The organism is Panacagrimonas sp. (genome assembly GCF_965216805.1).
Lineage (GTDB): Bacteria > Pseudomonadota > Gammaproteobacteria > Nevskiales > Nevskiaceae > Panacagrimonas.
The window spans coordinates 690,103-715,868 of the sequence record NZ_CBDCGN010000002.1 but is presented as its reverse complement, the minus strand read 5'-3'; the positions used below and the strand labels follow the sequence as shown (position 1 = coordinate 715,868).

24 protein-coding genes and 3 tRNA genes are annotated in these 25,766 nt (G+C 64.4%); 14 read left to right on the top strand and 13 right to left on the bottom strand.

What is annotated here, in order from left to right:
* The first annotated feature begins 140 nt into the window (after positions 1–140).
* On the top strand, positions 141–875 hold the full coding sequence (locus tag ACOOHP_RS03460) for a phasin family protein (RefSeq protein WP_420465061.1): 735 nt from the start codon (positions 141–143) through the stop codon (positions 873–875).
* Positions 876–950: 75 nt separating this feature from the next.
* A complete protein-coding gene (locus ACOOHP_RS03455) occupies positions 951–1,895 on the top strand; it encodes a methyltransferase domain-containing protein (protein ID WP_420465060.1) in 945 nt (314 codons plus the stop codon).
* 32 nt (positions 1,896–1,927) lie between these two features.
* On the opposite strand, the gene dnaQ is transcribed toward ACOOHP_RS03455, so the two are convergent.
* From dnaQ to ACOOHP_RS03440, 3 genes are all read right to left on the bottom strand, one after another.
* Entirely contained in the window at positions 1,928–2,653 is a 726-nt protein-coding gene (gene dnaQ, locus ACOOHP_RS03450) for a DNA polymerase III subunit epsilon (protein WP_420465059.1), read from the bottom strand.
* 92 nt (positions 2,654–2,745) lie between these two features.
* Complete coding sequence (gene rnhA, locus ACOOHP_RS03445; protein ID WP_420465058.1) at positions 2,746–3,189, bottom strand: ribonuclease HI; 444 nt, start codon at positions 3,187–3,189, stop codon at positions 2,746–2,748.
* Entirely contained in the window at positions 3,186–3,983 is a 798-nt protein-coding gene (locus ACOOHP_RS03440) for a class I SAM-dependent methyltransferase (protein WP_420465057.1), read from the bottom strand. The genes rnhA and ACOOHP_RS03440 overlap by 4 nt, the downstream gene beginning before the upstream one ends.
* Before the next feature lie 134 nt (positions 3,984–4,117).
* Here ACOOHP_RS03440 and gloB point away from each other — a divergent pair, with 134 nt between their 5' ends.
* From gloB to ACOOHP_RS03385, 11 genes are all read left to right on the top strand, one after another.
* Positions 4,118–4,924, top strand: coding sequence for a hydroxyacylglutathione hydrolase (gene gloB, locus ACOOHP_RS03435; protein WP_420465056.1), 807 nt, complete (start codon positions 4,118–4,120; stop codon positions 4,922–4,924).
* A 202-nt stretch (positions 4,925–5,126) separates the two neighbouring features.
* On the top strand, positions 5,127–5,669 hold the full coding sequence (locus ACOOHP_RS03430; RefSeq protein ID WP_420465055.1) for a hypothetical protein: 543 nt from the start codon (positions 5,127–5,129) through the stop codon (positions 5,667–5,669).
* Positions 5,669–7,654, top strand: a complete 1,986-nt coding sequence (locus ACOOHP_RS03425) for a tetratricopeptide repeat protein (RefSeq protein ID WP_420465054.1) — start codon at positions 5,669–5,671, stop codon at positions 7,652–7,654. The genes ACOOHP_RS03430 and ACOOHP_RS03425 overlap by 1 nt, the downstream gene beginning before the upstream one ends.
* Entirely contained in the window at positions 7,654–10,488 is a 2,835-nt protein-coding gene (locus ACOOHP_RS03420) for a tetratricopeptide repeat protein (protein WP_420465053.1), read from the top strand. Before ACOOHP_RS03425 ends, ACOOHP_RS03420 begins: the two co-directional genes overlap by 1 nt.
* A complete protein-coding gene (locus ACOOHP_RS03415) occupies positions 10,472–11,137 on the top strand; it encodes a tetratricopeptide repeat protein (RefSeq protein ID WP_420465052.1) in 666 nt (221 codons plus the stop codon). Before ACOOHP_RS03420 ends, ACOOHP_RS03415 begins: the two co-directional genes overlap by 17 nt.
* Positions 11,134–11,511: a hypothetical protein gene (locus ACOOHP_RS03410; protein WP_420465051.1), complete on the top strand. Its 378-nt coding sequence runs from the start codon at positions 11,134–11,136 to the stop codon at positions 11,509–11,511. Before ACOOHP_RS03415 ends, ACOOHP_RS03410 begins: the two co-directional genes overlap by 4 nt.
* Positions 11,512–11,568: 57 nt before the next feature.
* Positions 11,569–12,213, top strand: a complete 645-nt coding sequence (locus ACOOHP_RS03405; RefSeq protein ID WP_420465050.1) for a MotA/TolQ/ExbB proton channel family protein — start codon at positions 11,569–11,571, stop codon at positions 12,211–12,213.
* 63 nt (positions 12,214–12,276) lie between these two features.
* Positions 12,277–12,819, top strand: coding sequence for an ExbD/TolR family protein (locus ACOOHP_RS03400; protein ID WP_420465049.1), 543 nt, complete (start codon positions 12,277–12,279; stop codon positions 12,817–12,819).
* The gene (locus tag ACOOHP_RS03395; RefSeq protein ID WP_420465048.1) at positions 12,816–13,325 is read left to right on the top strand and encodes an ExbD/TolR family protein; all 510 of its coding nucleotides are present in this window, start codon (positions 12,816–12,818) and stop codon (positions 13,323–13,325) included. Before ACOOHP_RS03400 ends, ACOOHP_RS03395 begins: the two co-directional genes overlap by 4 nt.
* Positions 13,322–14,320 (top strand): TonB family protein, encoded by a 999-nt coding sequence (locus ACOOHP_RS03390; protein ID WP_420465047.1) that lies wholly within the window; start codon positions 13,322–13,324, stop codon positions 14,318–14,320. The genes ACOOHP_RS03395 and ACOOHP_RS03390 overlap by 4 nt, the downstream gene beginning before the upstream one ends.
* A gap of 117 nt (positions 14,321–14,437) precedes the next feature.
* Positions 14,438–15,226: an enoyl-ACP reductase FabI gene (locus tag ACOOHP_RS03385; protein ID WP_420465046.1), complete on the top strand. Its 789-nt coding sequence runs from the start codon at positions 14,438–14,440 to the stop codon at positions 15,224–15,226.
* Positions 15,227–15,230: 4 nt separating this feature from the next.
* Here the strand turns inward: ACOOHP_RS03385 and ACOOHP_RS03380 are convergent, their stop codons facing one another.
* The 10 genes from ACOOHP_RS03380 to ACOOHP_RS03335 form a co-directional block, all read right to left on the bottom strand.
* Positions 15,231–16,574 (bottom strand): dicarboxylate/amino acid:cation symporter, encoded by a 1,344-nt coding sequence (locus ACOOHP_RS03380; RefSeq protein ID WP_420465045.1) that lies wholly within the window; start codon positions 16,572–16,574, stop codon positions 15,231–15,233.
* Positions 16,575–16,578: 4 nt separating this feature from the next.
* Positions 16,579–18,501: a SurA N-terminal domain-containing protein gene (locus ACOOHP_RS03375; RefSeq protein WP_420465044.1), complete on the bottom strand. Its 1,923-nt coding sequence runs from the start codon at positions 18,499–18,501 to the stop codon at positions 16,579–16,581.
* 71 nt (positions 18,502–18,572) lie between these two features.
* Positions 18,573–18,649 (bottom strand) — tRNA-Asp (locus ACOOHP_RS03370).
* 9 nt (positions 18,650–18,658) lie between these two features.
* A tRNA-Val gene (locus tag ACOOHP_RS03365) sits at positions 18,659–18,734 on the bottom strand.
* 43 nt (positions 18,735–18,777) lie between these two features.
* Complete coding sequence (locus ACOOHP_RS03360) at positions 18,778–19,128, bottom strand: HU family DNA-binding protein (RefSeq protein WP_420465043.1); 351 nt, start codon at positions 19,126–19,128, stop codon at positions 18,778–18,780.
* A gap of 174 nt (positions 19,129–19,302) precedes the next feature.
* Entirely contained in the window at positions 19,303–21,672 is a 2,370-nt protein-coding gene (lon, locus tag ACOOHP_RS03355; protein ID WP_420466941.1) for an endopeptidase La, read from the bottom strand.
* A 154-nt stretch (positions 21,673–21,826) separates the two neighbouring features.
* Positions 21,827–23,101 carry an ATP-dependent Clp protease ATP-binding subunit ClpX gene (gene clpX, locus ACOOHP_RS03350; RefSeq protein WP_420465042.1) on the bottom strand — a complete coding sequence of 425 codons (1,275 nt, stop codon included), beginning with the start codon at positions 23,099–23,101 and terminating at the stop codon, positions 21,827–21,829.
* A gap of 88 nt (positions 23,102–23,189) precedes the next feature.
* Positions 23,190–23,816: an ATP-dependent Clp endopeptidase proteolytic subunit ClpP gene (gene clpP, locus ACOOHP_RS03345; RefSeq protein ID WP_420465041.1), complete on the bottom strand. Its 627-nt coding sequence runs from the start codon at positions 23,814–23,816 to the stop codon at positions 23,190–23,192.
* 46 nt (positions 23,817–23,862) lie between these two features.
* Positions 23,863–25,188 (bottom strand): trigger factor, encoded by a 1,326-nt coding sequence (gene tig, locus ACOOHP_RS03340; protein WP_420465040.1) that lies wholly within the window; start codon positions 25,186–25,188, stop codon positions 23,863–23,865.
* Positions 25,189–25,297: 109 nt separating this feature from the next.
* Positions 25,298–25,382, bottom strand: a tRNA-Leu gene (locus ACOOHP_RS03335).
* A gap of 170 nt (positions 25,383–25,552) precedes the next feature.
* On the opposite strand from ACOOHP_RS03335, the gene hemP reads away from it, so the two are divergent.
* Positions 25,553–25,729, top strand: coding sequence for a hemin uptake protein HemP (gene hemP, locus ACOOHP_RS03330; RefSeq protein WP_420465039.1), 177 nt, complete (start codon positions 25,553–25,555; stop codon positions 25,727–25,729).
* The last annotated feature ends 37 nt before the right edge of the window (positions 25,730–25,766 follow it).

Genomic DNA, 25,766 nt, shown 5'->3' with positions numbered 1-25,766 from the left:
TCGGAATCATAACGGCGCAGCGGGCGCCTCGTAAACTGCGCCGGCGCCACGACGCACCCCGAAATCCTACGTTTGACAGGCACTTATAGCGATGCCTATGCTCGACGCCGAGGTTTCCAACCAACTCGGGAGCAGGGGAAATGGCAGCCAAGGACAAGATCGACCAGCTGAAAGCGCAGATCGAGCATATGCGCAAGGAATCGCTGGACGTGGTTTCCAACGCCAGTCGCATCGTGCTCGAAGGGGTGCAGAAGCTGGCCGAACAAGAGTTGCGCGCGCTCAACGACTACTTCAAAAGCGCCACCGGCGCGCTGAAATCTCCCCGCAGCGGCAACAGTTACCAGGATATGGCGGCGCAGCAGCTCGACCTGCTGCAGGAAACCGTCCAGACCGTGATCGGCCATGCGCGCGAATCGCTCTCCATCATTGCCGACACCCGCGCAGAGCTGACCCGGCTGATCGGCAACGGCGCCAGTCTCGACGGCAAGGCCTTGAGCAGGGTGACGGAGCCGGCGCAAAAAGCGATGGAAGATGTGCGCAAAGCGGCGGCCAAGGCTCAGCAATCCGCAGTCAGGACCGCCGCCGACATCAAGAAGACGCTGGACAAGGAGTTGGCCAGCGCCGAAAAAAAGGGCAAAGCCGCGGTCAAACAGGGCGAAACCAGGGCGCGCGAAGTCGGCAAGGCGGTGCGCAGAAAGATCGAATCGGTGCTGGACATCGCGCCGCCGCCGACGCCCGCCAAGAAGGCGGTGCAGGCACGACCGTCACCGGAGTCCCGCGCCGCCCGAGCCGCCAGCAAGGCGAAGAAGCCGGCGACGACCAAGACTGCCGCGAAAACGGCGCCCAAGGCAGCCAAACGACCCGCCAAGAAGTGATCCGCGTCCCTCGTTCCCCGCCGCCGGCCCCGGGCCGGCGGTTTTGTTTATAGCCGCCGTTGGCGTTCGCACCGCGTGGCTGCCCCCAACGCACCGCTGTCGATCGGCCTGGGTACCGAGGCCTGTCGCCTGCTGTCCGACGCCAGCCGCGTGCGCCTGTTGCTGCTGCTGGAGTCGCTCAGCCTGTCGGCCGCGGAGCTGACCGAAATCACCGGACTGGCCCAAAGCCGCGTCTCCACGCACCTGTCGCGGCTGAAGAACGCTGGCCTGGTGGCCGACGAACGCACCAACGGCGCCGCCCTGTATTCCGCCACTGCCGCTGCCCAGGGCGCCGCCGGCGCCATCTGGAACCTGCTGCGGCCGCAGCTGGACGACGCCCAGGCGCGGCTGGACCGTGAACGCGCGGGCGAAGTGATTCGGCAGCGCCATCGGGACCAGACCTGGGCCGAATCGGTGGCCGGACGGATGGAGCTGCACTATTCCCCCGGTCGCAGCTGGGAGGCCACCGCACGGGCATTGATGATGCTGCTCGAACTGGGCGATGTGCTCGACCTGGCGTCCGGCGATGGCGTGGTCGCCGAGCTGCTGTCGCCGCATGCGCGGCGCGTAACCTGCGTGGACGTCAGCGCGGCGGTGCTGTCCGCCGCCCAGCGAAGGCTGGCGCAGCGCACCAATGTGTCCTTCCATCAGGGCGACATGCACCAGCTGCCGTTCGAAGACGCCAGCTTCGACCACGTATTCGCCCTTCACGCGCTGAGCTACAGCCATGAACCGCAACGTGCGATCCGCGAGGCGACGCGGGTGCTGCGTCCGGGCGGGCGGCTGGTCATCGCCGCCCTCAAGCGCCATGAGCACGCGGAGACCCAGCGCGCTTTCGATCATCTCAACCTGGGCATCGAACTGGACCACTTGCGCAACCTGATGAACAAGGCTGGATTGAACGTGGCCGAATGCGCGGTCAGCTCGCGTGAAACGCGGCCACCTTATTTCGAGGTGATCGGGGCGCTGGGAGTCAAATGACAGCCGCGGCCGGCGCAGCTCGGCCTTGCGCCTCAGGACGAAGACGGCGGCAGCGTTTCCAGATCGGTCTTCCACATCAGGTCGCCCTTCTTGGCGATGGTTCTGAGCCGCTCGCGATGCGCGGCCCATTCTTCGTCCGTGGCTTGCACGACCGGTAGGGGCCGCCCCTCAACCCCCAGCAGGCGCGCCCACGACATTCGGCCGGCAGCAGCGCCGCTGCCCACGTCCAGCGACAGGGTGGACTGCCCGCCCGTCATGGCCAGATACACGTCTGCCAGCAGCCGAGCGTCGAGCAAAGCGCCGTGCAGATCGCGATGCGAATTGTCCACCTCGTAGCGGCGACACAGCGCATCCAGGCTGGCTTTCTGGCCCGGGTGCAGGCGTCGGGCCATGAGCACGGTATCGGTGATGGCGCAGGCCTCGGCCAGTGGACGACCGACGCCCGCCAGACCGAATTCGAGATCGAGAAAGCCGACGTCGAAAGGTGCGTTGTGAATGATCAGCTCGTCGCCGGCCAGCCAGTCCCACAGCTCCTGCGCCACCTCTGCAAAGCAGGGCTTGTCGGCCAGGAACTCGTTGCTGATGCCGTGGACCTGCATCGCGCCCTCGTCCACCGCGCGTTGCGGATTGACGAAACGATGGAAGTGATGGCCGCTGGGGCGTCGATTGACCAATTCCAGCACGCCGATCTCGATCACGCGGTGGCCCTGCTCGACCGACAGGCCGGTGGTTTCGGTATCGAGAACGAGTTGGCGCATGGGCACGGGAATCGGGAATCGGGAATCGGGAATCGGGAATCGGGAATCGGGAATCGGGAATCGGGAAAGGCTGCGCGCAACCGCGACGCGCATCAAGCCTGCTGGCGTAGCGTCGCAATCCCCTGGTTGGCGAGCTGATCGGCCAGTTCGTTGCCCTCGTCACCGGCGTGGCCCTTGACCCACTGCCAATCGACCTGATGGCGCGCGCGCGCCGCGTCCAGGCGTTGCCACAGGTCCACATTCTTGACCGGTTTGCCGTCGGCGGTGCGCCACTGTTTGCGCTTCCAGCCCGGCATCCATTCGGTGATGCCCTTGAGCACATAAGTGGAGTCGGTGTGCAGACGCACGGAACAGGCTTCCCTGAGCGTCTCCAGGGCCTGGATTGCCGCCAACAATTCCATGCGGTTGTTGGTGGTCAGTGCCTCGCCCCCGAACAAGCGCTTCTCGACACCGTTGCAGCGCAGCAGCACGCCCCAGCCGCCGGGGCCGGGATTGCCCTTGCAGGCCCCGTCGGTGTGGGCGGTTACGGACTTCACGTCAGTCGCGGTGGCGGCCCGGCTTCGCCGTCGCGGCAGACGCTGCCGTCGTCGCGCCGTGCCGCTGGCGCCGCAATCCCGACCAGGGGACGTACCTGAGCGCGCACCGGTCGGCCCACCAGCCGGATGGGAACGACGCGTTTTCTGGCGGCCAGCAGATAGGCTTCGGAAAACGGCGCGATCAGCGCGGCCAGACTCCAGGACTCGCCGTCGGAGCGAGCCGCGGCCCAGGGGAAGCCCAGGCTGAAGCGACGCACTTCCACCACTTCCAGATCCAGCAATTCGAGCCAGTCGCACAGACGCCCGGCGCTGTAGAAACGGGCGCCGCCGGGAAACGCCGGATCGCGCAGACCCAGACGCTGGCGGACTCCCCAGACGCCCCAGGGGTTGAAGCCCATCACGAACACCCGCCCGCGATCGGTAAGGATGCGATTGACCTCGCGCAACAGATGATGCGGCGAAGCCGAAAACTCCAGGGTGTGCGGCAACACCACCGCGTCGACGGTGCTGGACGCAATGGGCAGACGCTCGGACTCGATCAGCGCGCTGGCGCCAAAGTCCGCCACCGTGCCCAGCACGGCCCGGTGCAGGGTTTCCGCGGACTGCAGCAGCGCCTCGCCGTTGCCCCAGGAGCCGATCTGCAGCACGTGTCGTCCGAATACGTCCGGCAGCAGTCGGCCCAGCTCGCGCTGCTCGACCTCGATCAACTGCCGGCCACGCGGACACTGCTGCCACTGGCCAAGCGCCTGTCGTGACAGCGGTCGCCCGCCGCGAGATGGACGCCACACGCTCATCGTCGTTGGTCCCGGGAATGCACAGCCCGGATTCTACGCCGCCGCGCTGATCGGGATCGCCGCGCAGCGGGGCCCTGGCATCCGGGATGGGTATCATCGGGTCTTCCGCGCCAGCCGCCCGCGAGCCCGCCGCCATGACTGCCCTAGAGCTGATCCCGATCCCCGCCTTTGCCGACAACTATCTTTGGCTGCTGGTGCAGCAGGATCGCGCCGTGGTAGTCGATCCGGGCGACGCCGCGCCCGTGGAAGCAGCCCTGTCCGCGCGCGGCCTGACCCTGGAAGCGATCCTGATCACCCATCACCATCCCGATCACATCGGCGGGCTCGGCGCCCTGCTGCAACATCGCGCAGTCCCGGTCTACGGCCCGCGCAAGGAGGAGCAAACGATCCGTCTGCTGACCCATCCGCTGGTCGAAGGCGATCACGTCACCGTGCTCGGCCGGCGTTTCGAAGTGATGGAAGTACCCGGCCATACGCTGGGCCACATTGCCTATTTCACCCCCGCGAGCGATCTGCAAGGTCCGCTGCTGCTGTGCGGCGACACCTTGTTCTCCGGCGGCTGCGGCCGCTTGTTCGAAGGCACGCCGCAACAGATGCACACCTCGCTGAGTCGGCTGGCCGCGCTGCCCGGCGCCACCCAGGTGTACTGCACGCACGAGTACACCACCTCCAACCTGTTGTTTGCGCGCACGGTGGAACCGGACAATGCCGAGCTGTCCGACTACTGGGACCGGGTGCGTTCGCTGCGCGCCGCCGACTCACCGACAGTCCCGTCCAGCGTCGAGCAGGAAATGCGCATCAACCCCTTCCTGCGCACCGCGCATCCGGCGGTGCGCGAGGCCGCTGCCGCCCACGCCGGGCGATCGCTGCAAGACGAGGCGGCCGTGTTCGCCGAGCTGCGCAGGTGGAAGGACAACTTCCGTCCGCCCGCGCCCACCTGAATCGCCTTACCTGAACCGCGCGTCGTCGCAGCCCGGTTCCGGAACTGCATCGGATGCCGGCTGTCGGACGCCAGACCTCGCTGTTCGGGCCGGCCGCGGGCCGCACTTCTACCGTGTAAATCATTTGTTAAACTCGCCGGCCTTGCTTGGCTCACCTCCTCCTCTGATGCCTTCTCTCTGTGGCCTGCGGGCCTTCAGACCCGTGACCGCCTGCGTCCTGACCCTGGCTTTTGCCGGTCACGCGCTGGCGGTCGGGCCGGCCTCGCCGGACGAGGGCGCCATCGAGCTTGACCTGGCGATCCAGGCGCTCAAGGACGAGGTCATCGAGCTCAACCGCGACGCGCAGCTCGCGGAGGAAACCCACCTGTATCCCCCCGAGACGCGGCTGTCGGTGTACGTGAGCACGCGGTTGCCGAACCTGCTGTTGCAGGAAGTCAGCCTGAGTGTGGATAACGGAGCGCCCATCGTGTACCGCTACGATGATCGCGATGCGCGCGCGCTGCTGGCAACCGATGCGCTGCAACGCCTGGCTCGCCTGAACGTGGAACGCGGCAACCACGGCATCAAGGTGGTCTTCGCCGGCCAGTTCGTGGAAGAGAAGAAAGAACCGGTCGCGGTTGCCGGCGAGTTCGTCGGCACCTTCGAGAAAGGCATCGAGCCGGCCGAGGTGGAAGTGCAGATCGTTGCCGGCGCGCGCAGGAACGAGCCCGATGTCCGGCTTCGGCAATGGAAGGCAGTGGAGTGATGAAACGCTGTGCGCTGACCCTTGCGGCCGCCGCGCTGTCGGCCTGGACGCTGTCCGTCGCGGCAGCGCAAACCTATTTCACGGGCTCGGCCGAGGACCCCAGTATCCGCAGTGCGCGCTTCCTGGGCGAAGACCAGCGCTATTTTTCCGCCGTCACCGAACTGCTCAAGTTGCAGCGCGGCCCCGACGAAACCTTCGAGGCCGGGCGCGACTACTGGGAGTCGCTGGCCGACTACTACCTGTCGTTCGGCATGCGCGACCGCGCCGAGCACATCTACCGCACCGTCGCCGCCACCGCCAGCGATCCGCTGGAGATCGGCCGCGCGCGCATGCGCCTGGCGGAGTTCGAGTACGAGCGCGGCTATTTCGATCAGGCGCGCGCCAGCCTGCTGCGCGCACGCGAGAAACTGCCGCGCGAGCTGGAGCTCGATTGGCAGGACCTGTATTCCCGCGTACTGCTGTCGCTGGGCCGCTACAACGAAGCCATCGAAGTCCTCGAAGACCAGCTCGGCGACGATCTGCGCACCGCCTACCTGCGCTACAACCTGGGTGTGGCACTGATCAGCGATGGGCGTCTCGACGAGGGCCGTACCGCGCTGGATCGCGTCGGCCGGCAGCTTGGGAACGACGAGAACACGCGTGCGCTGCGCGACAAGGCCAACGTCACCCTGGGCTGGCACTTCCTGCAGAACCAGCTTGGCGGATCGGCCAAGCCGGTGCTGGGACGCGTGCGCAGCGAAGGTCCGTATTCCAATCGAGCCTTGCTCGGGCTGGGCTGGGCCGAGCTGGCACCGCGCGGTCGCCGCCAGACCCGTTCGGAGTTGAGTGAAGACCGGGCCTTGCGCGATCTCAACGATCCGTTCGGCACCTTCTCCGCGCTGGGGGGGCTGCTGCGGCGCGGCTACCTGGAGGACCCTTACGAGCGGGCCGGCATCCGCAGTTTCCGCCGCGCCGGTGTGGCCGATGAAGAAGACGAGGGGCTGCGCCGCGCCATCGCCATCTGGTCGGAGGTGATCGACCGCAACCCGCAGGATCCGGCGGTGCAGGAAGCCTGGCTGGCCGTGCCTTTCGCACTTGACCGCCTGGGCGCACACACGCAGGCACTGACCTACTACGAACAGGCCGCCGAGCGTCTGGACGCTGCGCGCAAGCGCACCATGGATGCGATGAACTCGCTGCGCGGCGGTCGCATGGTCGAGACCATGCTGGCGCGAGATGCCGACTCCGAAGCCGGCTGGATGTGGGAGCTGCGCGATCTGCCGGACGCCGAGGAAACCTATTTCCTGCAGACCCTGATCGCTGAGCATCGCTACGCCGAGACGCTCAAGAATTATCGCGACGTGCGTCTGCTGCTCAAGAACGTCAAGGGCTGGCAGACCGGCATCCAGCGGGTCGACGTGGCCTTTCGGGGCGGGCAGCGTCCCACGGTGGAACCCACCGTCCAGTTCGCGCGCGCCAAACAGAACTGGAAGCTGCCCTACCGCGACCTGCAGTTGGAACTGGATGAGGCCACCCAGCTGTCGGCACCGGGACAGTTTCTGGCACGGCCGTCGTTCAACCGGCCCAAGCTGCCACCGTTGAAACTCAGCGCGGTGCCGGTCAGGTTCGACGGCCCGTTCGAGCGCGTACAGCGGGTCAAGACGCGCAGCGAAAGCCTGTTGCCCGCGCTGGACGCCGCCGCGCGCGCCAGCGCCAAGCGGCTGCAGGCACTGGCACTGGAAGAGCTCAACGCGCAGAAGCGCCAGATCGACAAGTACCTGGTGGAGACCCGTTTTGCCCTGGCGCGTATCTACGACGGCGCGCTGCCAGAGCCGGACCAGGACGAGTTCGAACTCGACGAAGAGGGCAACCCCATTCGCGAGCCGCAACTGATCCGCGGCGAGTTCGAAGTCGACAAGAACAAGCCGCTGGCAGAGCAGCTGCAATCTGCCGAGCCCGCAGCGGCGACCGACGCGGCGTCTCCGGAAGAGTACGAGGTCAAGTGATGGCAGGGTCGTCCCGCATTGTCCTGACCTTCGGCGCGACCTGCCTGGCGGCCTATCTGGTCGGCTGCGCCAGCAGCGGCGGCGAGGCACCGTCCCCGTCGATCCGCACCCTGGTCAAGGAAAAGATCAAGAACGAGGAAGAACGCTTGCCGGTGATCGAGTCGGAGCCGGTGGCCCCGGACCCCGACAAGGCGCTGAACAACTACCGCAAGCTGCTGGAAATGGCGCCGGACGAAGAGACCCGCGCCGAGGCCCAGCGCCGTCTGGCCGACCTCCAGGTGCAACGCGATGATCTGCAGGGCGGCACCGCAGAAGACAGTCCGCAACAGCTGCGGGAAGCCATCGATACCTACCAGGCGCTGCTGAAGGACCGTCCGCAGGACGCCAAGAACGACCGCGTGCTCTACCAGCTGGCACGCGCACAGCAGAACAGCGGTGACAGCGATGCGGCGATTGCCACCTTGCAGCGTCTGACGACCGACTTCCCGGACTCGCCGTTAAGCGGCGACGGTCATTTTCGGCGCGCCGATCTGCTGTATCGACTGGACCGGTATGCAGAGTCCGAAGCCGAGTACGCCACCGTCATGGGTTACGAGGACCGCACGCCGTTCTTCGAACCTGCGCAGTACATGATGGGATGGTCGCAATACCGCCAGTCCAAGTTCGACGCCGCGATCGCCACGTTCTTCGACATCCTGGATCGCGAACTGCCCGAGCCGGTGCCGCTGGAAGTGGATGAGGCCATAGAAGGTGTGTCGCGCGGCAAGACCGACCTGGCACGCGACTCCCTGCGTGTGGTGTCGCTGTCGTTTGCCGCGCTGGGCGGCGGCATCGCGGTCAACGAAAAATTTGCCAAGGACGGCGACCCGCGCTTCTACCCGCTGGTCTACAACGCGCTCGGTGCCATGCTGCTCGAAAAGCAGCGCTACACCGATTCGGCCGAGGCGTTCACTGCGTTTACGCAGCGCTATCCGACGCATGCGCTGGCACCAACCTTCCAGTCGCGCGTGATCGAGTCTTACACCGCCGGCGGCTTCGGCGAGCTGGTGATTCGCGAAAAAGAACGCTACGCCACCACCTACGATCCCGACGCCCCTTACTGGGCTGGCAAGCCGCCCAGCCAGGAAGTGCTGACAGCGCTGCGCGGGCACCTGGAAGATCTGGCCAAGTTCAACCACGCGCAGGCGCAGGCAGACAAGGCCAACCGCCAGAATCTGTTCCTGGTCGCTGCCGGCTGGTATCGCAGAATCCTGGACATCTATCCGCAGGACCCGGCGGTGGCGGAAGTCAACTTCCTGCTCGGCGACGCGCTGCTCGACGGTGGCCGCACGCTGGAGGCGGCACAGGAATACACCGAGACGGCTTACAAGTACGAGCCGCATGCACAGTCGCAAGAGGCCGCACTGGCGGCCTATCAGGCGTATCAGAAGCACGCGCGTGAAGTCGCCCCCGACCAGCGTCCCGCCGCGCTGCGCGAGGCGGTGGATTCGGGCATACGGCTCGCCGACAGCTTCCCGGAGCACGCGTCCAAGCTCACGGTGCTGACCCAGTCTGCGCAGGACCTGTTCGAGATGAAGTCGCTCGACGAATCCGTCGCCGTCGCCGGTCGCGTGCTGCAGAGTGAAACGCCGGCCGCGCCGGAACTGCGTCGCAGCGCCTGGAGCGTCACCGCCAATGCGCAGTTCTCGCTGGAAGATTTTCCTGCTGCGGAGACCGCGTTCACCGAAGAGCTGGCGCTGACCGCGCCGCAGGCGCCGGAGCGCGCGGAGATCACCGAGCAGCTGGCCGCCAGCATCTACAAACAAGGCGAGGCGGCGCGCGCCAGCAACGATCTGCGCAAGGCGGTGGATGACTTCCTGCGCGTGGGCCAGGTTACGCCCACCTCGAAGATCCGCGCCAATGCCGACTACGACGCCGCCACCAGCCTGATCGAGCTGGAGGACTGGCCTGCCGCCACACAGGTTCTGGAGTCTTTCCGCAGCCGCTTCCCCGCGCATCCGCTGGAATCGGACGTCGACAAGAATCTGGCTCTGGCCTACGAGTCCGATGGCAAGCCGGCGCAGGCGGCCGCGGTGTTCGAGCGTATTGCCGGGCGCAATGGCGAGGCGCCGGACATCCGCCGCGAGGCGGCCTGGCAGGCGGCCAAACTGTTCGACCAAGCCGGGCAACCGGTGGATACCGCGCGCACCTACACGGCGTACGTCAGCAGTTATCCGCGACCGCTGGAGCGCTCCATGGAAGCGCGCACGCGCCTGGTGGAACTGGCCAAGTCCCGCGGCGATCGCGAGAACGAGATATTCTGGCACCGTGACATCGTGCGCGCCGACCAGAGCGCCGGCACCGAGCGCAGCGACGCCACTCGCACGCTGGCCGCCAGTTCGAGCCTGGAACTCGGTCGCATGAGTGCTGCCGACGCCAAACGCATCCGCCTGACCTTGCCGCTGGAACAGACGCTGGCAAGCAAGAAAACTGCGATGGAAGCCGCGATCGCGGCGCTCAACCAGACCGCGGCGTACGGCTTTGCCGATTCCACTACGGCTGCCACATACGAAATCGGTGTGCTGTACCAGGATTTCGGAAAATCGCTGATGGAATCGCAGCGACCGCCCAATCTGCAGGACCTGGAACTGGAACAGTACGAACTGCTGCTGGAAGAGCAGGCCTTCCCGTTCGAGGAGCGCGCCATCCAGGCCCACGAATCCAATCTCAAGCGCGTGCTGCAAGGCCGCTACGACGAATGGGTCAAGGCCAGCGCAGCATCGCTGGTGCAGATGGTGCCGGGCCGTTACGCCAAGCGCGAACAGAGCGAGGACATCTATGAATCGCTGCGCTGAGTCGTCCGCCTGGCGTCATGTGGCGTCCTTGCTGCTCGCCGCGAGCCTGCTCAGCGGCTGCGCCAGCCGGCAGGCGCAGCCTGACCGCCCGGGCGAAGCGGTTGCTCCTGGCACCGAGACCGCCGAGCCCGTGGCGGACCTGGGCGACCCGGAAGCACGTTTCGCCCAGGCCCTGGAGCTGATGCGCACGCGCCAGACCACCGAGGCCGAGGCTGCCTTTACGGCGCTTGCCGAAGATTTCCCCGAATTCTCCGGCCCCCAGACCAATCTCGGCATCCTGTATGCCCAGTCCAACCGCCGCGACGCCGCCGTCGCTGCCTTCACCCGCGCTGCCACCGCCAATCCGGACAACGCCTCGGCGTTCAACTGGCTGGGCGTCCTCAATCGTCAGGCCGGCGACTTCGAACGCGCGCGCCAGGCCTATGAAAAGGCCCTGAGCGTCAATCCCGACTACGCGGCGGCGCATCTCAACCTGGGCCTGTTGTACGAAGACCACTTGGGGCAACCCGAACAGGCGCTGGTGCATTACCGCGAATACCTGCGCGTCACCAACGGCGAAGATCTGCGCGTGCTGCCGTGGATCGGCGAGATTGAGGCCAGCCTGGCTGCGAAGCCGGCGGCGATGCCAGCCGAAGAGGAGGTCAAGTGAAACCGACATTCCGCCTGCGCCAGATCGTCTGGCTGATCGCGATTCTGGGCCTGTCGGCACCGACCTGGGCCCAGAATGAAGATGTAACCGCCGAACAACCGGCCTTGTCGCCCGCTGATCGCGAAGATCTTCGCGAGGATGGCGGAACCACTATCGTCGGCGAACGCGAATCGCCCATCGGCCTCTACATCACGCCGTGGCGGGACGCGTATTCGGAGCAGGACATCGACCGCCCGGCCCGACTGTTGCAGGTGGATATGTCGCCCATTGATCGCGAGGTGTTCGCCCGCCAGATCGAATACCACAAAGCCTTGACCGAGACCGGACGCAGGCAGCCCGGCCGGTCGGCGCCGGCACTACCCGCTAACCCCTGAGCTGCGGCTCACCCGTTTCTTCACTTTCAATCATTCGATCTTCCACCGAGGACACCCATGGACATCTTTTCCGCCATCGTCAATTTCTTCCAGCTCGGCGGGCTGTTCATGTATCCGATTGCCGTGGTGCTGGTACTGGCACTGGCCATCGCGCTTGAACGCTGGATATTCCTGGGGCGCGTCGAAAAGGAAAACCGCGTGCTGTGGAACGAAGTGCAGCCGGTGCTGGTGCGCGGCGATCTGGAGCAGTCCGAGCGCATGGTGACGGATTCCGACACGGCCATCGGCCGCATCCTGGCCAACGGCATCGCGCAATCGCGGGCCGAGAACAAGCGTAGCGAAGTCGAAGTCGCTACCGAAGAGGGCCTGATGGAAGTGCTGCCCGCCATCGAGAAGCGCACCCATTACCTGGCTACGTTCTCGAATCTGTCGGTGCTGCTGGGCCTGTTGGGCACCGTGGTCGGCCTGATCACCGCATTCTCCGCGTTGGGCAGTGCCGATCCGGCGACCAAGGCGGATCTGCTGTCCGAGGGTATCTCCGAGGCCATGCACTGCACCGCCTTCGGCCTGATGGTGGCGATCCCCAGCCTGATCCTTCACGCCTACCTGCAGAGTCGCACCACCGCGCTGGTGGACGGACTGGAAGCGGTGTGCGCCAAGTTCGTCAGCATCGTGTGCGGTCGCACCCGGCGCAGCGTCTGATCGCGGCCGTTCGCCCCAGCCGAGCAGATCGCCACCCAGGACCTTCAGACCCGGACCCAAGCCATGAAGATGTCGCGTCGCGTCCGCAGGATGCAGCGGGAGCACAAGTTCGGGGCACGTACCGTGCGCCTGAATATCGTCCCGTTGATCGACGTGTTCGCCGTGCTGGTGTTTTTTTTGCTCGCCAGCGCATCGCTGGCGGCGGCACGTTTGAATGTGATCGATCTCAACCTGCCCTCGCCCGATCGCACCGTGAGCGAGGACTCCGCCGAGATGCGTCTTACCGCCACCGTGCGCAAGGGCGTCATCGAGATCTCCGATGCCCGCGGGGCGGTACGCAACATCGTCAGCACTCCGGCTGGCTATAACCTCGCGGCGCTGTCCGATCTGCTGGTGGAGGTCAAGAAAGCGCAGCCCAGCGAACAGTCGATCACCCTGCTCATGGAAGCCGACGTGATTTACGACGATGTCGTCAAGATCATGGACGTGATTCGCCTGACGCCGGCCGAAGCCCGTGCGGCGGGCCTGCCGGGGGAGCTGTTCCCGCAGGTGTCGATCGGCGAAGTACGCAAGCTGGATGACGCCTCCGGGGCCGCCGCGCCATGAACATCGGACCGCGTCGCGCCCGCAAGATCGTTCACGAACTCCGCCGCGAGGCGCGCGAGGGTGAACTCAACGTCGTTTCGCTGATCGATATCTTCGCCATCCTGGTGTTGTACCTGCTGGTCAACGCGCTGGTGGTACAGATTCTGCCGAGCCCCAAGGCGCTGACCCTGCCGGAGTCGATCGCCCAGACCCAGCCGAAGCAAACCGTGCTGATCATGGTCACCACCGAAGACATCCTGGTCGACAACGAGAAAGTGATGCGTACCGCCGATGCGGCGGCGGCCAACGCTTCGGTGCTGCCCGATCTCAAGTACCGGCTCAACGAAGAGAGCCTGATGCAGATCGAAGGTGGCGGTGCCGGCGAGATCACCCGCGGCGACGTCAACATCATGGCCGACAAGGCCATCCCGTTCCATGTGCTCAAGAAGGTGATGGCCACCGCCAGCGACACGCGTTTCGCGCGCATCTCCCTGGCCGTGGTCGAAAAGCAGGGAGGCGAACAGTGAGCCTGTTCGTCATCTCCACCGAGGGCTGGGAATTCAGCGAACGCGCTGACCAGCGCTTCCGCCGAACCCTCCTGGCGCTGGGCATCCCGTTTCTGATTCTGGCGATCCTGATCCCGTTCCTGAAACTGGTCGGCGTGCAGGAAGGTGGCGGCGAAACCGTGGATACCACGTACGTCAACATCCTTCCCGATGCCGAGATCGCCGAGCAGCTGGAAGAACCCAAACCGGCTGAAGAGGAACAGCCCGAGCCGGATCCCGAACCTGAGCCCGAACCGGTGGAGGAGCCCGAACCGGTCGAACAGCCGCCTGCGCCGAAAACCGAGGCGCCGCCCAAGCCCAAACCGGAGCCGACTCAGGAGCAGCGCGAACAGGCCGCGCGTGAGGTGGCCCAGCAGAGCGGCATCAACGCCCTGGCCGACCAGCTGGCCTCGCTGCGCGACAACTCGCTGTCCGGACTGGACGCCGCACGCCCCTTGAGCGACGAAGTGGTGTCGGCCCAGGCCGGTGCGGGCGGCGGCAACTCCTCGTCCATCGCCGCCTCCGCAGCCAGTGGCAGCGGCGGCATCGGCACCGCCGCGCCACGCGCACCCCGCACGCAAAGCGGAGCGGGCCTCGGCCAGCGCCGCACAACCGTGGTGCAGGCCCCGAAGGGCGTCGGACCCGATCTGACCAAGCCCGGACAGGATGGCAAGGCCCGCCTGGCGGGTCGCACGCTGGAAGAAATCCAGTTGGTGTTCGACCGCAACAAGGCGGCGTTCTACTCGATGTTCAACCGTGCTCTGCGCGACAACCCCAACCTGCGCGGCAAGGTCGTGGTCAAGCTCACCATTGCACCCAATGGCAGCGTCACCGCGTGCGAGCTGGTCTCGAGCGAACTGGGCGATCCAGACCTGGAGCGCAAGGTGATCCAGCGCGTGAAGCTGCTCAATTTCGGGGCGAAGAACGTGCCGGAATACACCTATCCGAACTACCCGATCGTGTTCCTGCCCACCTGACACCTGGTGGTGCCGGTATCCGGTGGGCCGTCATCAACATCTTGAAAACGGGGCCTGACGACCCCGTTTCCGTGTGGGAAACTGCACGCCCATCCGCACGACGAGAGGATTACCCGCATGGGTTTCATGGCCGGCAAGAAAGCGTTGATCACCGGCGTCGCCAGCGACCGCTCCATCGCCACCGGCATCGCCGAAGCGTTCAAGCGCGAAGGCGCGGAACTGGCCTTCACCTATCAGGGAGAACGGCTCAAGCGCCGGGTCGAGGAGTTCGCGGCCGAGTGCGGATCCAGGATCGTGCTACCGCTGGACGTCGCGGAGGATCGGCAGATCGAGGAGGTGTTTGCCGAGCTGAAAACCCAGTGGGGCGGATTGGACGTGATGGTCCACTCCATCGGCTTCGCCCCGCGCGAACAACTGGCGGGCAAGTACCTGGACTCGGTCACCCGCGAGGGCTATCGCATCTCGCACGACATCAGCGCGTATTCGTTCGCGGCCATGGGCAAGGCGGCGCGTCCGCTGATGAGTGGTCGCAATGCCAGCATGCTCACGTTGACCTATCTGGGCGCGGTGCGCGCAGTGCCGATGTACAACGTCATGGGTCCGGCCAAGGCGAGTCTGGAAGCCAACGTGCGCTTCATGGCGGCAGAACTCGGCGAACTCGGCATTCGCGTCAACGGCATCTCCGCGGGTCCGATCAAGACGCTGGCCGCCGCCGGCATCAGCGGCTTTCGCGACATGCTGTCGCGCGCCGCCAAGGCATCGCCACTGAAACGCAACGTAAGCATCGAGGATGTCGGCAACGCGGCAGCGTTCCTGTCTTCCGACCTCGCCGCGGGCGTGACCGGCGAAATCCTGTACGTCGATGCCGGCTACAACATCATGGGCATGAGCTTCGACGACGCTTGAAGAGCTAACCCGCCTCGGGCCTGTTGAAGCGAGCGATGGCTGGCTCACCCAGCACGCCGTCTTCGCCCTCGAAACGCGCCACCACCACGGCGCAAACGGTGTCGCCGTAGACGTTGATCGCGGTGCGCGCCATATCCAGCACCCGGTCGACCGCCAGGATCAGGCCCACGCCTTCCAGCGGCAGGCCAATGGTGCCGAGGATCACCGCAATCGCCACGAGGCTGGCAGATGGAATGCCGGCGACACCCACAGACGTGACGATCGCCAGCGCCACCACCAACACCTGGGTGACGAAGGACATCTCCAGCCCGTAAGCCTGGGCGATAAACATCGCCGCTACGCATTCATACAGGGCGGTGCCGTTCATGTTTACCGTGCAGCCCAGCGGCAGCACGAAACCCGACACCTGCGGCGACACCCCGGCCCCGCGGCGCAGGCAGTCGAAGCTCACCGGCAGGGTTGCCGCCGAAGAGCTGGTGGAGAACGCCGTCAGCAGCGCCGGCACCGTCACTCGCAGATGTCGCAGCGGCGACACCCCGGCGACGAATCTGAGGATCAGCGGTAGCCACACCAAGAGCTGGATCAGCAATCCGATCAGAACCACCAGAAAGAATTTCATCAACGGCCCCACCGCGCTCCAGCCGGTGGTTGCCACGGTCTTGGCGACCAGGGCGAAGACGCCCAGCGGTGCAAAGCGCATCACCCAGCCGGTGATGGCAATCATGATTTCGTACAGACCGCCCCAGAACTCGCGCTGCTGCTCAGCCCTGGCGGCCGGCAGCCGCGACGCGAAGTATCCGAACAGGATGCCGAAGAAGATCAGCGCCAGCATCTCGCCCTGGGCCGCAGCGGCGATCAGATTTGGCGGCACCATGCGCAAGATCACCGCCAGCAGATCGCCGCTGCCTCGATCTTCGATGCGGCCCATAACGTCATCGGTGTCTGCGGACAAACCCAACTGGGCGCCGGCGGCTTCTCCATCGACCAGCCCGGGAGCCACCAGATTGACCAGCAGCAGGCCGGTCAGCACCGAGACAGCGGTGGTCAGCACAAAAAACGTGGCGGTGCGCAACCCGAGCTTGCCCAGCACGCCCTGATCGCCCAGCCCCAGCATCGCCGAGATCATCGAGGCCAGAATCAGCGGCACGATGAGCATCTTCAAGGCGTTGAGGAACAACGTTCCAACAAACTCGCAGGCCGCGACGAACGCTGGTTGGGGCCCCAGCAGCGCTCCGAACGCGGCGGCGGCCAGCAGGGCGATGGCAATTTGCCAGTGCAAGGCTCGCCATCGCGCCTTGCGTTTTTCCCCCGTCGCGGCTGGCTGATCCTGGGCGGGGGCGGAATTCATGACGCTAGGGCTCCACGGCCTCGGCGGCACTGTCGGGCGTCCGACGCACCTTGACCGACACCACTTCCTCGACCGCCTTGCGATAGGCAGCGAATTCGGCACCCGCCATGCTCTCGCCGATCTGCACGCGCTGTTGCGCGAGTAGCTCGGGTTCGACAGTGTCGCGTGGCAGCTCATTGACCGACTTGAGGACCACCACGACCGGATCGCCACGCGAATCGGTCACGGTTTCCACGCGCGCCGCGGACTCGGGATGCGGCAGGGCGAACACATGGTCCGCGACAACTCCATCGAGCTGCGCCTGACCGCGCGCGGCCAGACCTTCGAAATCGATCTTCAGGTCCAGCGCCTCGGCCACTTCTGCCGCGGACTTGCCTGCACGCAGATCGGCGGCCGCCGCATCGGCGACCTCACGCGCTTTTTGCGCGGCCGCACGCTCCACCAGTGCGGCCCGAACTTGGTCGCGTACGTCGGCCAGTTCCTGCTGACGCGCCGGCTCGTATGCGTCCTTGCGCACCACCACCAGAGCGTCCGGCCCGTTGGCGATCGGCCGGCTGTTCTCGCCGGCATCCAGAACTTCCGGCGAGAACGCTGCGGCCAACACGTCGCGCGAGGCCGCGATTCCGGCGCCGCCGGCACGGGTGAACCAGTCGGTGGTCTGGATTTCGGCGTCGATGGCTTCGGCTACCGGTTCAAGCGTGGTGTTCTCGAACGCCATCTGTTCCAACTTTTCGGACAACTCCTGGAAGCGCTCCTCGCGTTCGCGATTCTGGTACACCTCCAGCAGTTCGGCCTGAACCTCCGGATCGTCGAACGCGCGAACGTCCGCCGCCCGCACCTCGTCGACCCGGATCACGTGCCAGCCGAATTCGGTTTCCACCGGGCCCACGAGTTCGCCCGCGGTGGCGGCAAACAACGCCTGCTCGAACGCCGGCACCATCATGCCCTTACGGATCCAGCCAAGGTCGCCACCTTTGTCCTTGGAGCCCGGGTCGTCGGAAAGCTCGATCGCGAGTTGCTCGAATGCCACGCCGTCGCGCAGCTTCTGCAACGCACTTTCGGCCTGCGCGCGCGCGCGATCCTTGTCGGCGTCGAAGCCGATCAGAATGTGACGCGCCTTGCGTTCTTCGGATGAAGAAAAGCGCGCATCTTTCTCAGCATCGTAGATCGCCTGCAGCAACTCCTGCTCCGGCGCTTCGGCCTCCGGCAGATCGTTGCGATCCAGTTCTACGTAGGCAAGGCGGACCCGCTCCGGTGCGCGAAACCGATCGCGATTGGCTTCGAAGTAATCCGCCATCTCCGCGTCGGTGATCTCGACATCGTCGGCGTAACGACTCGCCGGCACGGTGACCACGGCCACATCGCGGGTCTGTTTCTGCAGGCGGAATGCGTTCCAGGCATCTTCGGGAGTTGCAAAGCTGGTGTCCTGCACAGCGCCGCGCAACTGGTCGATCACCAGCGATTCGCGCAATTGCGACTCGTACCGGTCCACCGGAAGATTCTGTCGCGCCAGAAGTTCGCGATAGGCGTCGGCGGAAAATTTGCCGTCCTTCTGGAACGCCGGAATGGTTACCAGGTAGTCGCGCAAGGTCGCGTCGGTGGCCCGGTAGCCGGAATCCCGCGCAAACTGCCGCAGGGCAGACTCCTGGACCATGTCGTCAAGCGTCAGCTGACGAAACTGGTTTTCGTCGAAAAGATCGGCGCGGAAGTTTTCACCGAGCAACGATCGGTATTGCTGGTAGCGCTGCTCGTAGGCTTGGCGAAACTGGTTCTGCGTAATGTCCTGGTCGCCGACTTCGACCAGCACCGGATCGCCGCCACCGGTGTTGAAGCTGTCGATGCCCCAGAATGCGAACGGGATGGCGATAAGGCCGACGACAAACCAGACAATGGGTCCGGTCAGGCGATCGCGGATGGACTGAAGCATGGCTTTGCGTATTCCGATCGCTGGAAACGACTGAGGCACCTTGCGGTGCCCCAGACGTCTATCGCTGATAGTGGCGGAGCGGACGGGACTCGAACCCGCGACCCTCGGCGTGACAGGCCGATATTCTAACCAACTGAACTACCGCTCCACTTGTTTCTGGTGGGTGCTGACGGGTTCGAACCGCCGACATTCGCCTTGTAAGGGCGACGCTCTACCAACTGAGCTAAGCACCCTTTGCGAAGCTTGGGATCGATACCCAGCGCCCTGCAGAGTCCGCTACTTTATCGCGTCCTTGAGTGCTTTGCCAGCCTTGAACGCAGGCGTTTTGCTCGCCTTGATTTTCAGCTCGGCGCCGGTTTTGGGATTGCGGCCCTTGCGTGCTGCACGTTCGCGAACCATGAAAGTACCGAAGCCGACCAACGCCACCTTGTCCTTCTTCTTGAGCGCCTTGCCGATCACCTCGACCATGGCATCAAGCGCCCGTCCGGCATCGGCCTTGGAAATGTCAGCCTTACCGGCGATCGCATCGATCAGTTCAGATTTGTTCATGTAAAGGAATCCCCTCGATTGTGAAGCAGCGTGGAAATGAAACGGCCCTGGAGAACTCGAATCGGCCTTCCCCAGCACGTGGCGGAAACAGTGCGATTCGGTTACAGGTAGTAATCAGGCAGCTTGCCAAATAGCCTGCAAACGCGGGCTTTATATCAAGCGTCTCTCGACAGCGTCAAACGAATTCGCAGCCTGTGCAGCAGCCCTCAAAGCCTGAACACTACAGGCTTTGTGCAGGCCGCCGGACAGACTTCAGTGCGGCCGCGTCGCCTCGGTGGCAGATGTGCCCACTGGCGCCGGCCGATCCGCCGGCCTCGGCTCGGGCAGACGTTCAAGCGCATGACGCAGCACGTCCTCGATCCAGCGCACAGGTTCGATCTTCAGCTCGTCTTTAACGTTCTGCGGGATGTCCGCAAGATCTTTCACGTTTTCTTGAGGGATCAACACCGTCTTGATACCCCCGCGACTGGCTGCAAGCAGCTTTTCCTTCAGCCCGCCGATGGGAAGCACCTCCCCGCGCAAGGTGATCTCGCCTGTCATCGCCACGTCCGCACGTACCGGGATGCCGGTCAACGCCGATACCAGCGCGGTTCCCATGGCGATGCCTGCCGAAGGTCCGTCCTTGGGCGTGGCACCTTCGGGAACGTGAACGTGCAGATCGTTGGTGGCATAAAACTCCGGATCGATCCCCAGCGTGGCGGCGCGTGCGCGCACGACCGTAAGCGCAGCCTGGATGGACTCCTGCATGACATTACCGAGCGAACCGGTCTGGGTGAGCTTGCCCTTGCCCGGCGCCAGCGCCGTTTCGATCGACAACAGCTCGCCGCCCACTTCAGTCCAGGCCAGACCGGTGACCTGCCCCACCTGATTTTTTTCTTCGGCACGACCAAAGCGGAATTTCTGCACGCCGAGATACTGGTCCAGGTTCTCCTGATCCACCGTGACCGATTTGCGCTCGGGCTGCAGCAGGATTTCCTTGACCACCTTGCGCGCGATCTTGCTGATCTCCCGCTCCAGGTTGCGCACGCCGGCCTCGCGGGTGTAGTGCCGCACGATCCCCTGCAGGGCACCAGGCTTGATTTCCAGTTCGCTGGGTCTGACCCCGTTGTTCTTGAGTTGCTTGGGCACCAGGTACTGACTGGCGATGGCCATTTTCTCCGGCTCGGTGTAGCCCGGCAGACGGATCACTTCCATGCGATCCAGCAGGGGGCCCGGAATATTGAGTGTATTGGCCGTCGCCACGAACATGACGTCGGACAGATCGAAGTCCACGTCCAGATAGTGATCGTTGAAGCTGACGTTCTGTTCCGGATCCAGCACTTCCAGCAGGGCCGACGACGGGTCGCCACGAAAATCCATCGACATCTTGTCGATCTCGTCGAGCAGAAACAGCGGATTGCGCACGCCAACCTTGCTCATGTTCTGCACGATCTTGCCTGGCATGGCGCCGATGTAGGTGCGCCGGTGCCCGCGAATTTCGGCTTCATCGCGCACGCCACCCAGCGACATGCGCACGAACTTGCGGTTCACCGCCTCGGCGATGGAGCGGCCTAGCGAAGTCTTGCCGACGCCCGGCGGGCCAACCAGACACAGGATCGGCCCCTTGAGCTTCTTCACTCGCGACTGCACCGCAAGATACTCAAGGATGCGCTCCTTGATCTTCTCCAGCCCGTAGTGGTCCTCGTCCAGCTTCTTCTGCGCCGCAGCCAGATCGATGTGCGCCTTGGTCGCCTTCTTCCACGGCACATTGGTGAGCCAGTCGAGGTAGTTGCGCACTACCGTGGCCTCGGCCGACATCGGCGGCATCATCTTGAGCTTGTTGAGCTCGGACTGTGCCTTGCCCTTGGCCTCCTTGGGCATGCCGCTCTTGACGATCTTGCGGGCGTACTCTTCCTGTTCGTTGGGTGCTTCCTCGCCTTCGCCGAGCTCCTTCTGGATCGCCTTCATCTGCTCGTTGAGGTAGTACTCGCGCTGGTTCTTCTCCATCTGCTGTTTGACGCGACCGCGGATCTTCTTCTCGATCTGCAGCACGTCGATCTCGCTTTCCAGTTGCGCGTAGACATGCTCCAGGCGTGCCTTGGGATCGGCAATTTCCAACACCTGCTGCTTGTCTTCCAGTTTCAGATTCAAGTGTGCAGCGATGGAATCGGCCAGACGTCCGGGGTTGTCCATGCTTGCCAGCGAGGGCAGCAGTTCGGCCGGCACCTTCTTGTTGAGCTTCACGTACTGCTCGAACAACGACAGGGTCGAGCGCGTCAATGCCTCGATCTCCTTGCCCTCGCCGGCTTCGTCTGCAGGCAGCGCGGTGGCTTCCGCCACGCCATAAGGACCCGCCATGTCCACCCGCATCACTGCGGCGCGCTGCTGGCCTTCCACCAGGACCTTTACCGTGCCGTCGGGCAACTTGAGCATCTGCAGGATGCTGGCCAACGTGCCCACCGCATACAGATCGCCGGAGCCCGGATCATCGGTGTCCGCGGTGCGCTGCGCTACCAGCAGGATGCGCTTGTCGTCCTGCATGCTGGCGGCCAGTGCCTTGATGGATTTTTCCCGACCGACAAAGAGCGGAATCGCCATGTGCGGGTAAACCACCACGTCGCGCAGCGGCAGAATGGGAGTCATCTTCTCTGGAGCAGTGGCCACGGTATTTTCCTGTCCGGTTCGCTAGGCGCGAGTCCTGATTATCGCAGATGCGGCTCTTTGCCCGGGATTCAACCAAGAGGCAACAAAAAAGGCCCCGCAGAGCGGGGCCTTCGCTGCTGAGCGCAATAGGCGGTCAGGCCGAATTCTTGGCCTCGCGCCGGTTCTCCACGTTCTCGTACACGATAAACGGCTTCGACTCCCCCAGCACCACAGCTTCATCGATCACCACCTTGCTGACGTTCTGCATGGAAGGCAGGTCGTACATCACGTCGAGCAGAATATTCTCGAGAATGGTTCGCAGACCACGCGCCCCGGTCTTGCGGTCCTTGGCCTTGCGCGCCACTGCGTGCAGCGCATCCTCGCGAAACTCGAGCTGCACGCCTTCCATCTGGAAAAGCTTGGCGTACTGTTTGACCAAGGCATTTTTCGGCTCGCGCAGAATCTGCATCAGCGCCGCTTCGTCCAGTTCCTCCAGCACCGCGGCCACCGGCAGGCGGCCGACGAATTCCGGGATCAGCCCAAAGCGCACCAGATCATCCGGCTCGATGCGCGACAGCAGTTTGTTGATCTGCTGCGAGTCGGTGGGCGACTTGACGTCCGCCGAAAAGCCGATACCGGCTTTCTCGGTGCGATTCTGGATAACGCGGTCGAGACCCGCGAATGCGCCACCGCAGATGAACAGGATGCCGGCGGTGTTGACCTGAAGAAACTCCTGCTGCGGATGCTTGCGCCCGCCCTGCGGCGGTACCTGCGCCATGGTGCCTTCGATCAGCTTGAGCAGCGCTTGCTGCACGCCTTCGCCAGACACATCGCGGGTGATGGACGGGTTCTCCGACTTGCGCGCGATCTTGTCGATCTCGTCGATATAGACGATGCCGCGTTGCGCCTTTTCGATGTCGTACTCGCACTTCTGCAGCAGCCGCTGGATGATGTTCTCCACGTCCTCGCCAACATACCCGGCTTCGGTCAGGGTGGTCGCATCGGCGATCGCGAACGGCACGTCCAGTAGGCGCGCCAGGGTTTCGGCCAGGAGGGTCTTGCCCGAACCAGTGGGGCCGATCAGCAGGATGTTGGACTTGGACAGCTCCACACCGTCCTGTGCACCCTTGACCGACAGGCGCTTGTAATGGTTGTAGACCGCGACCGACAGCACCTTTTTGGCCTGATCCTGACCGATGACGTACTCGTCCAGAACCGCGCGAATTTCCTGCGGCTTGGGCAGTCCCTTGGTCTGCGGCTTGGCGTGGACTTCCTCACGGATGATGTCGTTGCACAAATCGACGCATTCGTCGCAGATGTACACCGAAGGTCCGGCGATGAGCTTGCGCACCTCGTGTTCTGACTTGCCGCAGAACGAGCAATACAGCACTCGCCCGTTCTGGGAACCGCTGCGCGGATCAGCGCTCATCGAGTGGGTCCTCCGCCCAATTTGTTGCACCTCGTTCGAGCTTGTATATCACCGGCTCGCAGATTCGCAAAATCAGCCACCACTGCAATCAGGTCGCGACCGGGCTGGTGGCCCGCTTGTCGATGATCTGATCGATCAAGCCATAGTCCTTCGCCATCTCTGCGCTCATAAAGTAGTCGCGCTCGACGTCGCGCTCGATCTTCTCCAGCGGCTGACCGGTATGCTCGGCCATCAGCTTGTTCAGTCGTTCGCGCAGAAACAGGATTTCGCGGGCCTGAATCTCGATGTCGGTCGCCTGCCCCTGGGCGCCACCGGAGGGCTGGTGAATCATCACGCGCGAATGCGGCAGCGAGAAGCGCTTGCCCTTGGCGCCGGCCGACAGCAGGAAAGCCCCCATGCTGGCGGCCTGGCCGATGCACATGGTGGCGACGTCGGGCTTGATGAAGCGCATGGTGTCGTAAATCGACAGGCCGGAGGTGATGACCCCACCCGGCGAATTGATGTACAGATGAATGTCCTTGTCCGGGTTCTCCGATTCCAGGAACAGCAACTGCGCCACCACCAGATTGGCCATGTGGTCCTCGATCGGACCAACGATGAAGATCACGCGCTCCTTGAGCAGGCGCGAATAGATGTCGAAGGCTCGCTCGCCGCGCGCCGTTTGTTCGACGACCATGGGAACGAGCTGGGAAGCTGGGCTGCGAAAGGCGGTCATGGAAGCGGTTCTCGAAGAGTGGATCCGGGGACAACGGAGAAGGTCGTCAGGCCGCCGGCTTCGGATTCAAGAGCTGTTCCAGGCTCATGGGGGTCTCGGTGCGGCGGGCTTCGGACAGAAGAGCGTCCACCACCTGGTCTTCCAGCACCATGGCACGCAGGCCAGTCATCATCTCCGGCTTGGTCAAGTAGTACGCCTTGACCTGGTCGGGCTGCTCGAAGTCGGCGGCCAGCGAATCCAGGGCCGCCTCCACGCGGGCGTCGTCGAGCTTGATCTGCTTGAGCTTGACGACCTCGCCCAGCAGCAGGCCAAGCTGCACCTTGCGCGCCGCCGCGCCCTGGAACAGCTGCGCAGGAAGCATCTCGGCCAGCTTTTCGGGCGGCACGTTCTGCATGTTCATGCGACCCGCCGCCTGCTGGCGCAACTGCGGGATCTCGGATTCGACCAGCGCCTTGGGCACTTCGAGCGGGTTCCGGGTTGCCAGCTGCTCCATTACCTGGGCTTTCTGACGACGTTGGATGGCCTTGCCGCGCTCGTTCTCCAGCGCTTCGCGCGCCTTGGCACGCAGGGCGTCGGGCGACTCCACACTGTGCGCCTTGAGGAATTCGGCATCGTCCAACTCCGGCAGGGTCACGGCCTGAACCTCTTTGACCGTCACGCTGAACTGCGCGACTTTTCCGCGCAGCGCCTCGGCGCGATAGTCCTCCGGAAAACTGACCGGCACTTCGAAGGTTTCGTCGACCGCATGACCCGCGATGCCGCTCTCCAGGTCCGGTAGGAACTGCCCGGTGCCCAGTTCGATTTCCACGTCCTTGCCCTGACCGCCAGCGAAGGTCTCGCCGTCCAGCCTGCCGTCGAAGTCGACCTTGACAACGTCGCCTGGCGCCGCGGCGCGTCCGGCAGGGGCCAGACTGCGACGACCCTTGCGCAGATTCTCGATCAGTCGGTCCACGTCGGCCTCGGTCACCTCGACCACCGGCTGCTCGATTTCCAAAGTGTCCAGACCGCTCAACTGCACCTCGGGATAAACCTCGAAGGTGGCGGTGTACTCCAGGTCCTGACCGGGTTGCTCGGCGATGATGCTGATGTTGGGCTGGCCGGCGGGGCGTGCGCCGGTCTTCATCACCGCCTCGGGGAACGTGCGCTGCACCAGCTCGCTGACCGCGTCCACGCGAGCGCCGGGTCCATATTGCTGCTGAATGACTTTGAACGGCGCCTTGCCCGGCCTGAAGCCCGGAATCTTGGCGCGATGCGCCATCGAGCGCAGGCGCTCGTCGATCGCCTGCGCCACCCGATCCGCCGGCACTTTGACGTGAAGTTCGCGCAGCAGACCGCCGGCAGCGTCTCCGGGGGTTTGGATATTGGTTTCCATGAAATCTGTGTCTCGTTGGCGATGCGCCGTCGGTTGTCCGGACAGCCGGGCATCCGCGTCGTGAACTGTCGAAGAAGATGAATCTGTTGCTCCCTGGGCCAGGCGGCGCTGGTGCGAAAGGCGAGACTCGAACTCGCACGCCTTGCGGCACGGGAACCTAAATCCCGGGCGTCTACCAATTCCGCCACTTTCGCGAAGGGCAACGGGCCGCGGAGTATATCAGCAGCCATTCGCCGCGCCGTCTGCAGTCTCCGGTCAGGAGATCCGCCTGCGACCGACCACCTCCAAGACTCAAATGCACTTGACTCTCATTTGCTAATAATTAACATCTGCATCTAATCGTCCGCCCCTGATGGAGATTCCGATGCAAACCGCCACCCTGTGCCTGGTCCGTCCCAAAGTCGCACCGATGCGCGTGCAACAGCCGCGCCTGCGCAGCGAGGATCTGTTCCGCGACTCTCACGAACTCATCATCGAGCACCACGGACAGGAATACCGGCTGCGCCTGACCCGCAACGACAAGCTCATCCTCAACAAGTAGCACTGCGATGTTCCGGTCCGTCCGGCCTGCAGCCGGC

What these genes read in the sequence shown, in the direction of transcription:
- ACOOHP_RS03460 (WP_420465061.1), top strand. Translation starts at nt 141, where the DNA reads ATGGCAGCCAAGGACAAGATCGACCAGCTGAAAGCGCAGATCGAGCAT.
- dnaQ (WP_420465059.1), bottom strand. Translation starts at nt 2,653, where the DNA reads ATGCGCCAACTCGTTCTCGATACCGAAACCACCGGCCTGTCGGTCGAG.
- ACOOHP_RS03440 (WP_420465057.1), bottom strand. Translation starts at nt 3,983, where the DNA reads ATGAGCGTGTGGCGTCCATCTCGCGGCGGGCGACCGCTGTCACGACAG.
- gloB (WP_420465056.1), top strand. Translation starts at nt 4,118, where the DNA reads ATGACTGCCCTAGAGCTGATCCCGATCCCCGCCTTTGCCGACAACTAT.
- ACOOHP_RS03425 (WP_420465054.1), top strand. Translation starts at nt 5,669, where the DNA reads ATGAAACGCTGTGCGCTGACCCTTGCGGCCGCCGCGCTGTCGGCCTGG.
- ACOOHP_RS03420 (WP_420465053.1), top strand. Translation starts at nt 7,654, where the DNA reads ATGGCAGGGTCGTCCCGCATTGTCCTGACCTTCGGCGCGACCTGCCTG.
- ACOOHP_RS03415 (WP_420465052.1), top strand. Translation starts at nt 10,472, where the DNA reads ATGAATCGCTGCGCTGAGTCGTCCGCCTGGCGTCATGTGGCGTCCTTG.
- ACOOHP_RS03405 (WP_420465050.1), top strand. Translation starts at nt 11,569, where the DNA reads ATGGACATCTTTTCCGCCATCGTCAATTTCTTCCAGCTCGGCGGGCTG.
- ACOOHP_RS03400 (WP_420465049.1), top strand. Translation starts at nt 12,277, where the DNA reads ATGAAGATGTCGCGTCGCGTCCGCAGGATGCAGCGGGAGCACAAGTTC.
- ACOOHP_RS03395 (WP_420465048.1), top strand. Translation starts at nt 12,816, where the DNA reads ATGAACATCGGACCGCGTCGCGCCCGCAAGATCGTTCACGAACTCCGC.
- ACOOHP_RS03385 (WP_420465046.1), top strand. Translation starts at nt 14,438, where the DNA reads ATGGGTTTCATGGCCGGCAAGAAAGCGTTGATCACCGGCGTCGCCAGC.
- ACOOHP_RS03380 (WP_420465045.1), bottom strand. Translation starts at nt 16,574, where the DNA reads ATGAATTCCGCCCCCGCCCAGGATCAGCCAGCCGCGACGGGGGAAAAA.
- ACOOHP_RS03375 (WP_420465044.1), bottom strand. Translation starts at nt 18,501, where the DNA reads ATGCTTCAGTCCATCCGCGATCGCCTGACCGGACCCATTGTCTGGTTT.
- lon (WP_420466941.1), bottom strand. Translation starts at nt 21,672, where the DNA reads ATGACTCCCATTCTGCCGCTGCGCGACGTGGTGGTTTACCCGCACATG.
- clpX (WP_420465042.1), bottom strand. Translation starts at nt 23,101, where the DNA reads ATGAGCGCTGATCCGCGCAGCGGTTCCCAGAACGGGCGAGTGCTGTAT.
- clpP (WP_420465041.1), bottom strand. Translation starts at nt 23,816, where the DNA reads ATGACCGCCTTTCGCAGCCCAGCTTCCCAGCTCGTTCCCATGGTCGTC.
- tig (WP_420465040.1), bottom strand. Translation starts at nt 25,188, where the DNA reads ATGGAAACCAATATCCAAACCCCCGGAGACGCTGCCGGCGGTCTGCTG.
- hemP (WP_420465039.1), top strand. Translation starts at nt 25,553, where the DNA reads ATGCAAACCGCCACCCTGTGCCTGGTCCGTCCCAAAGTCGCACCGATG.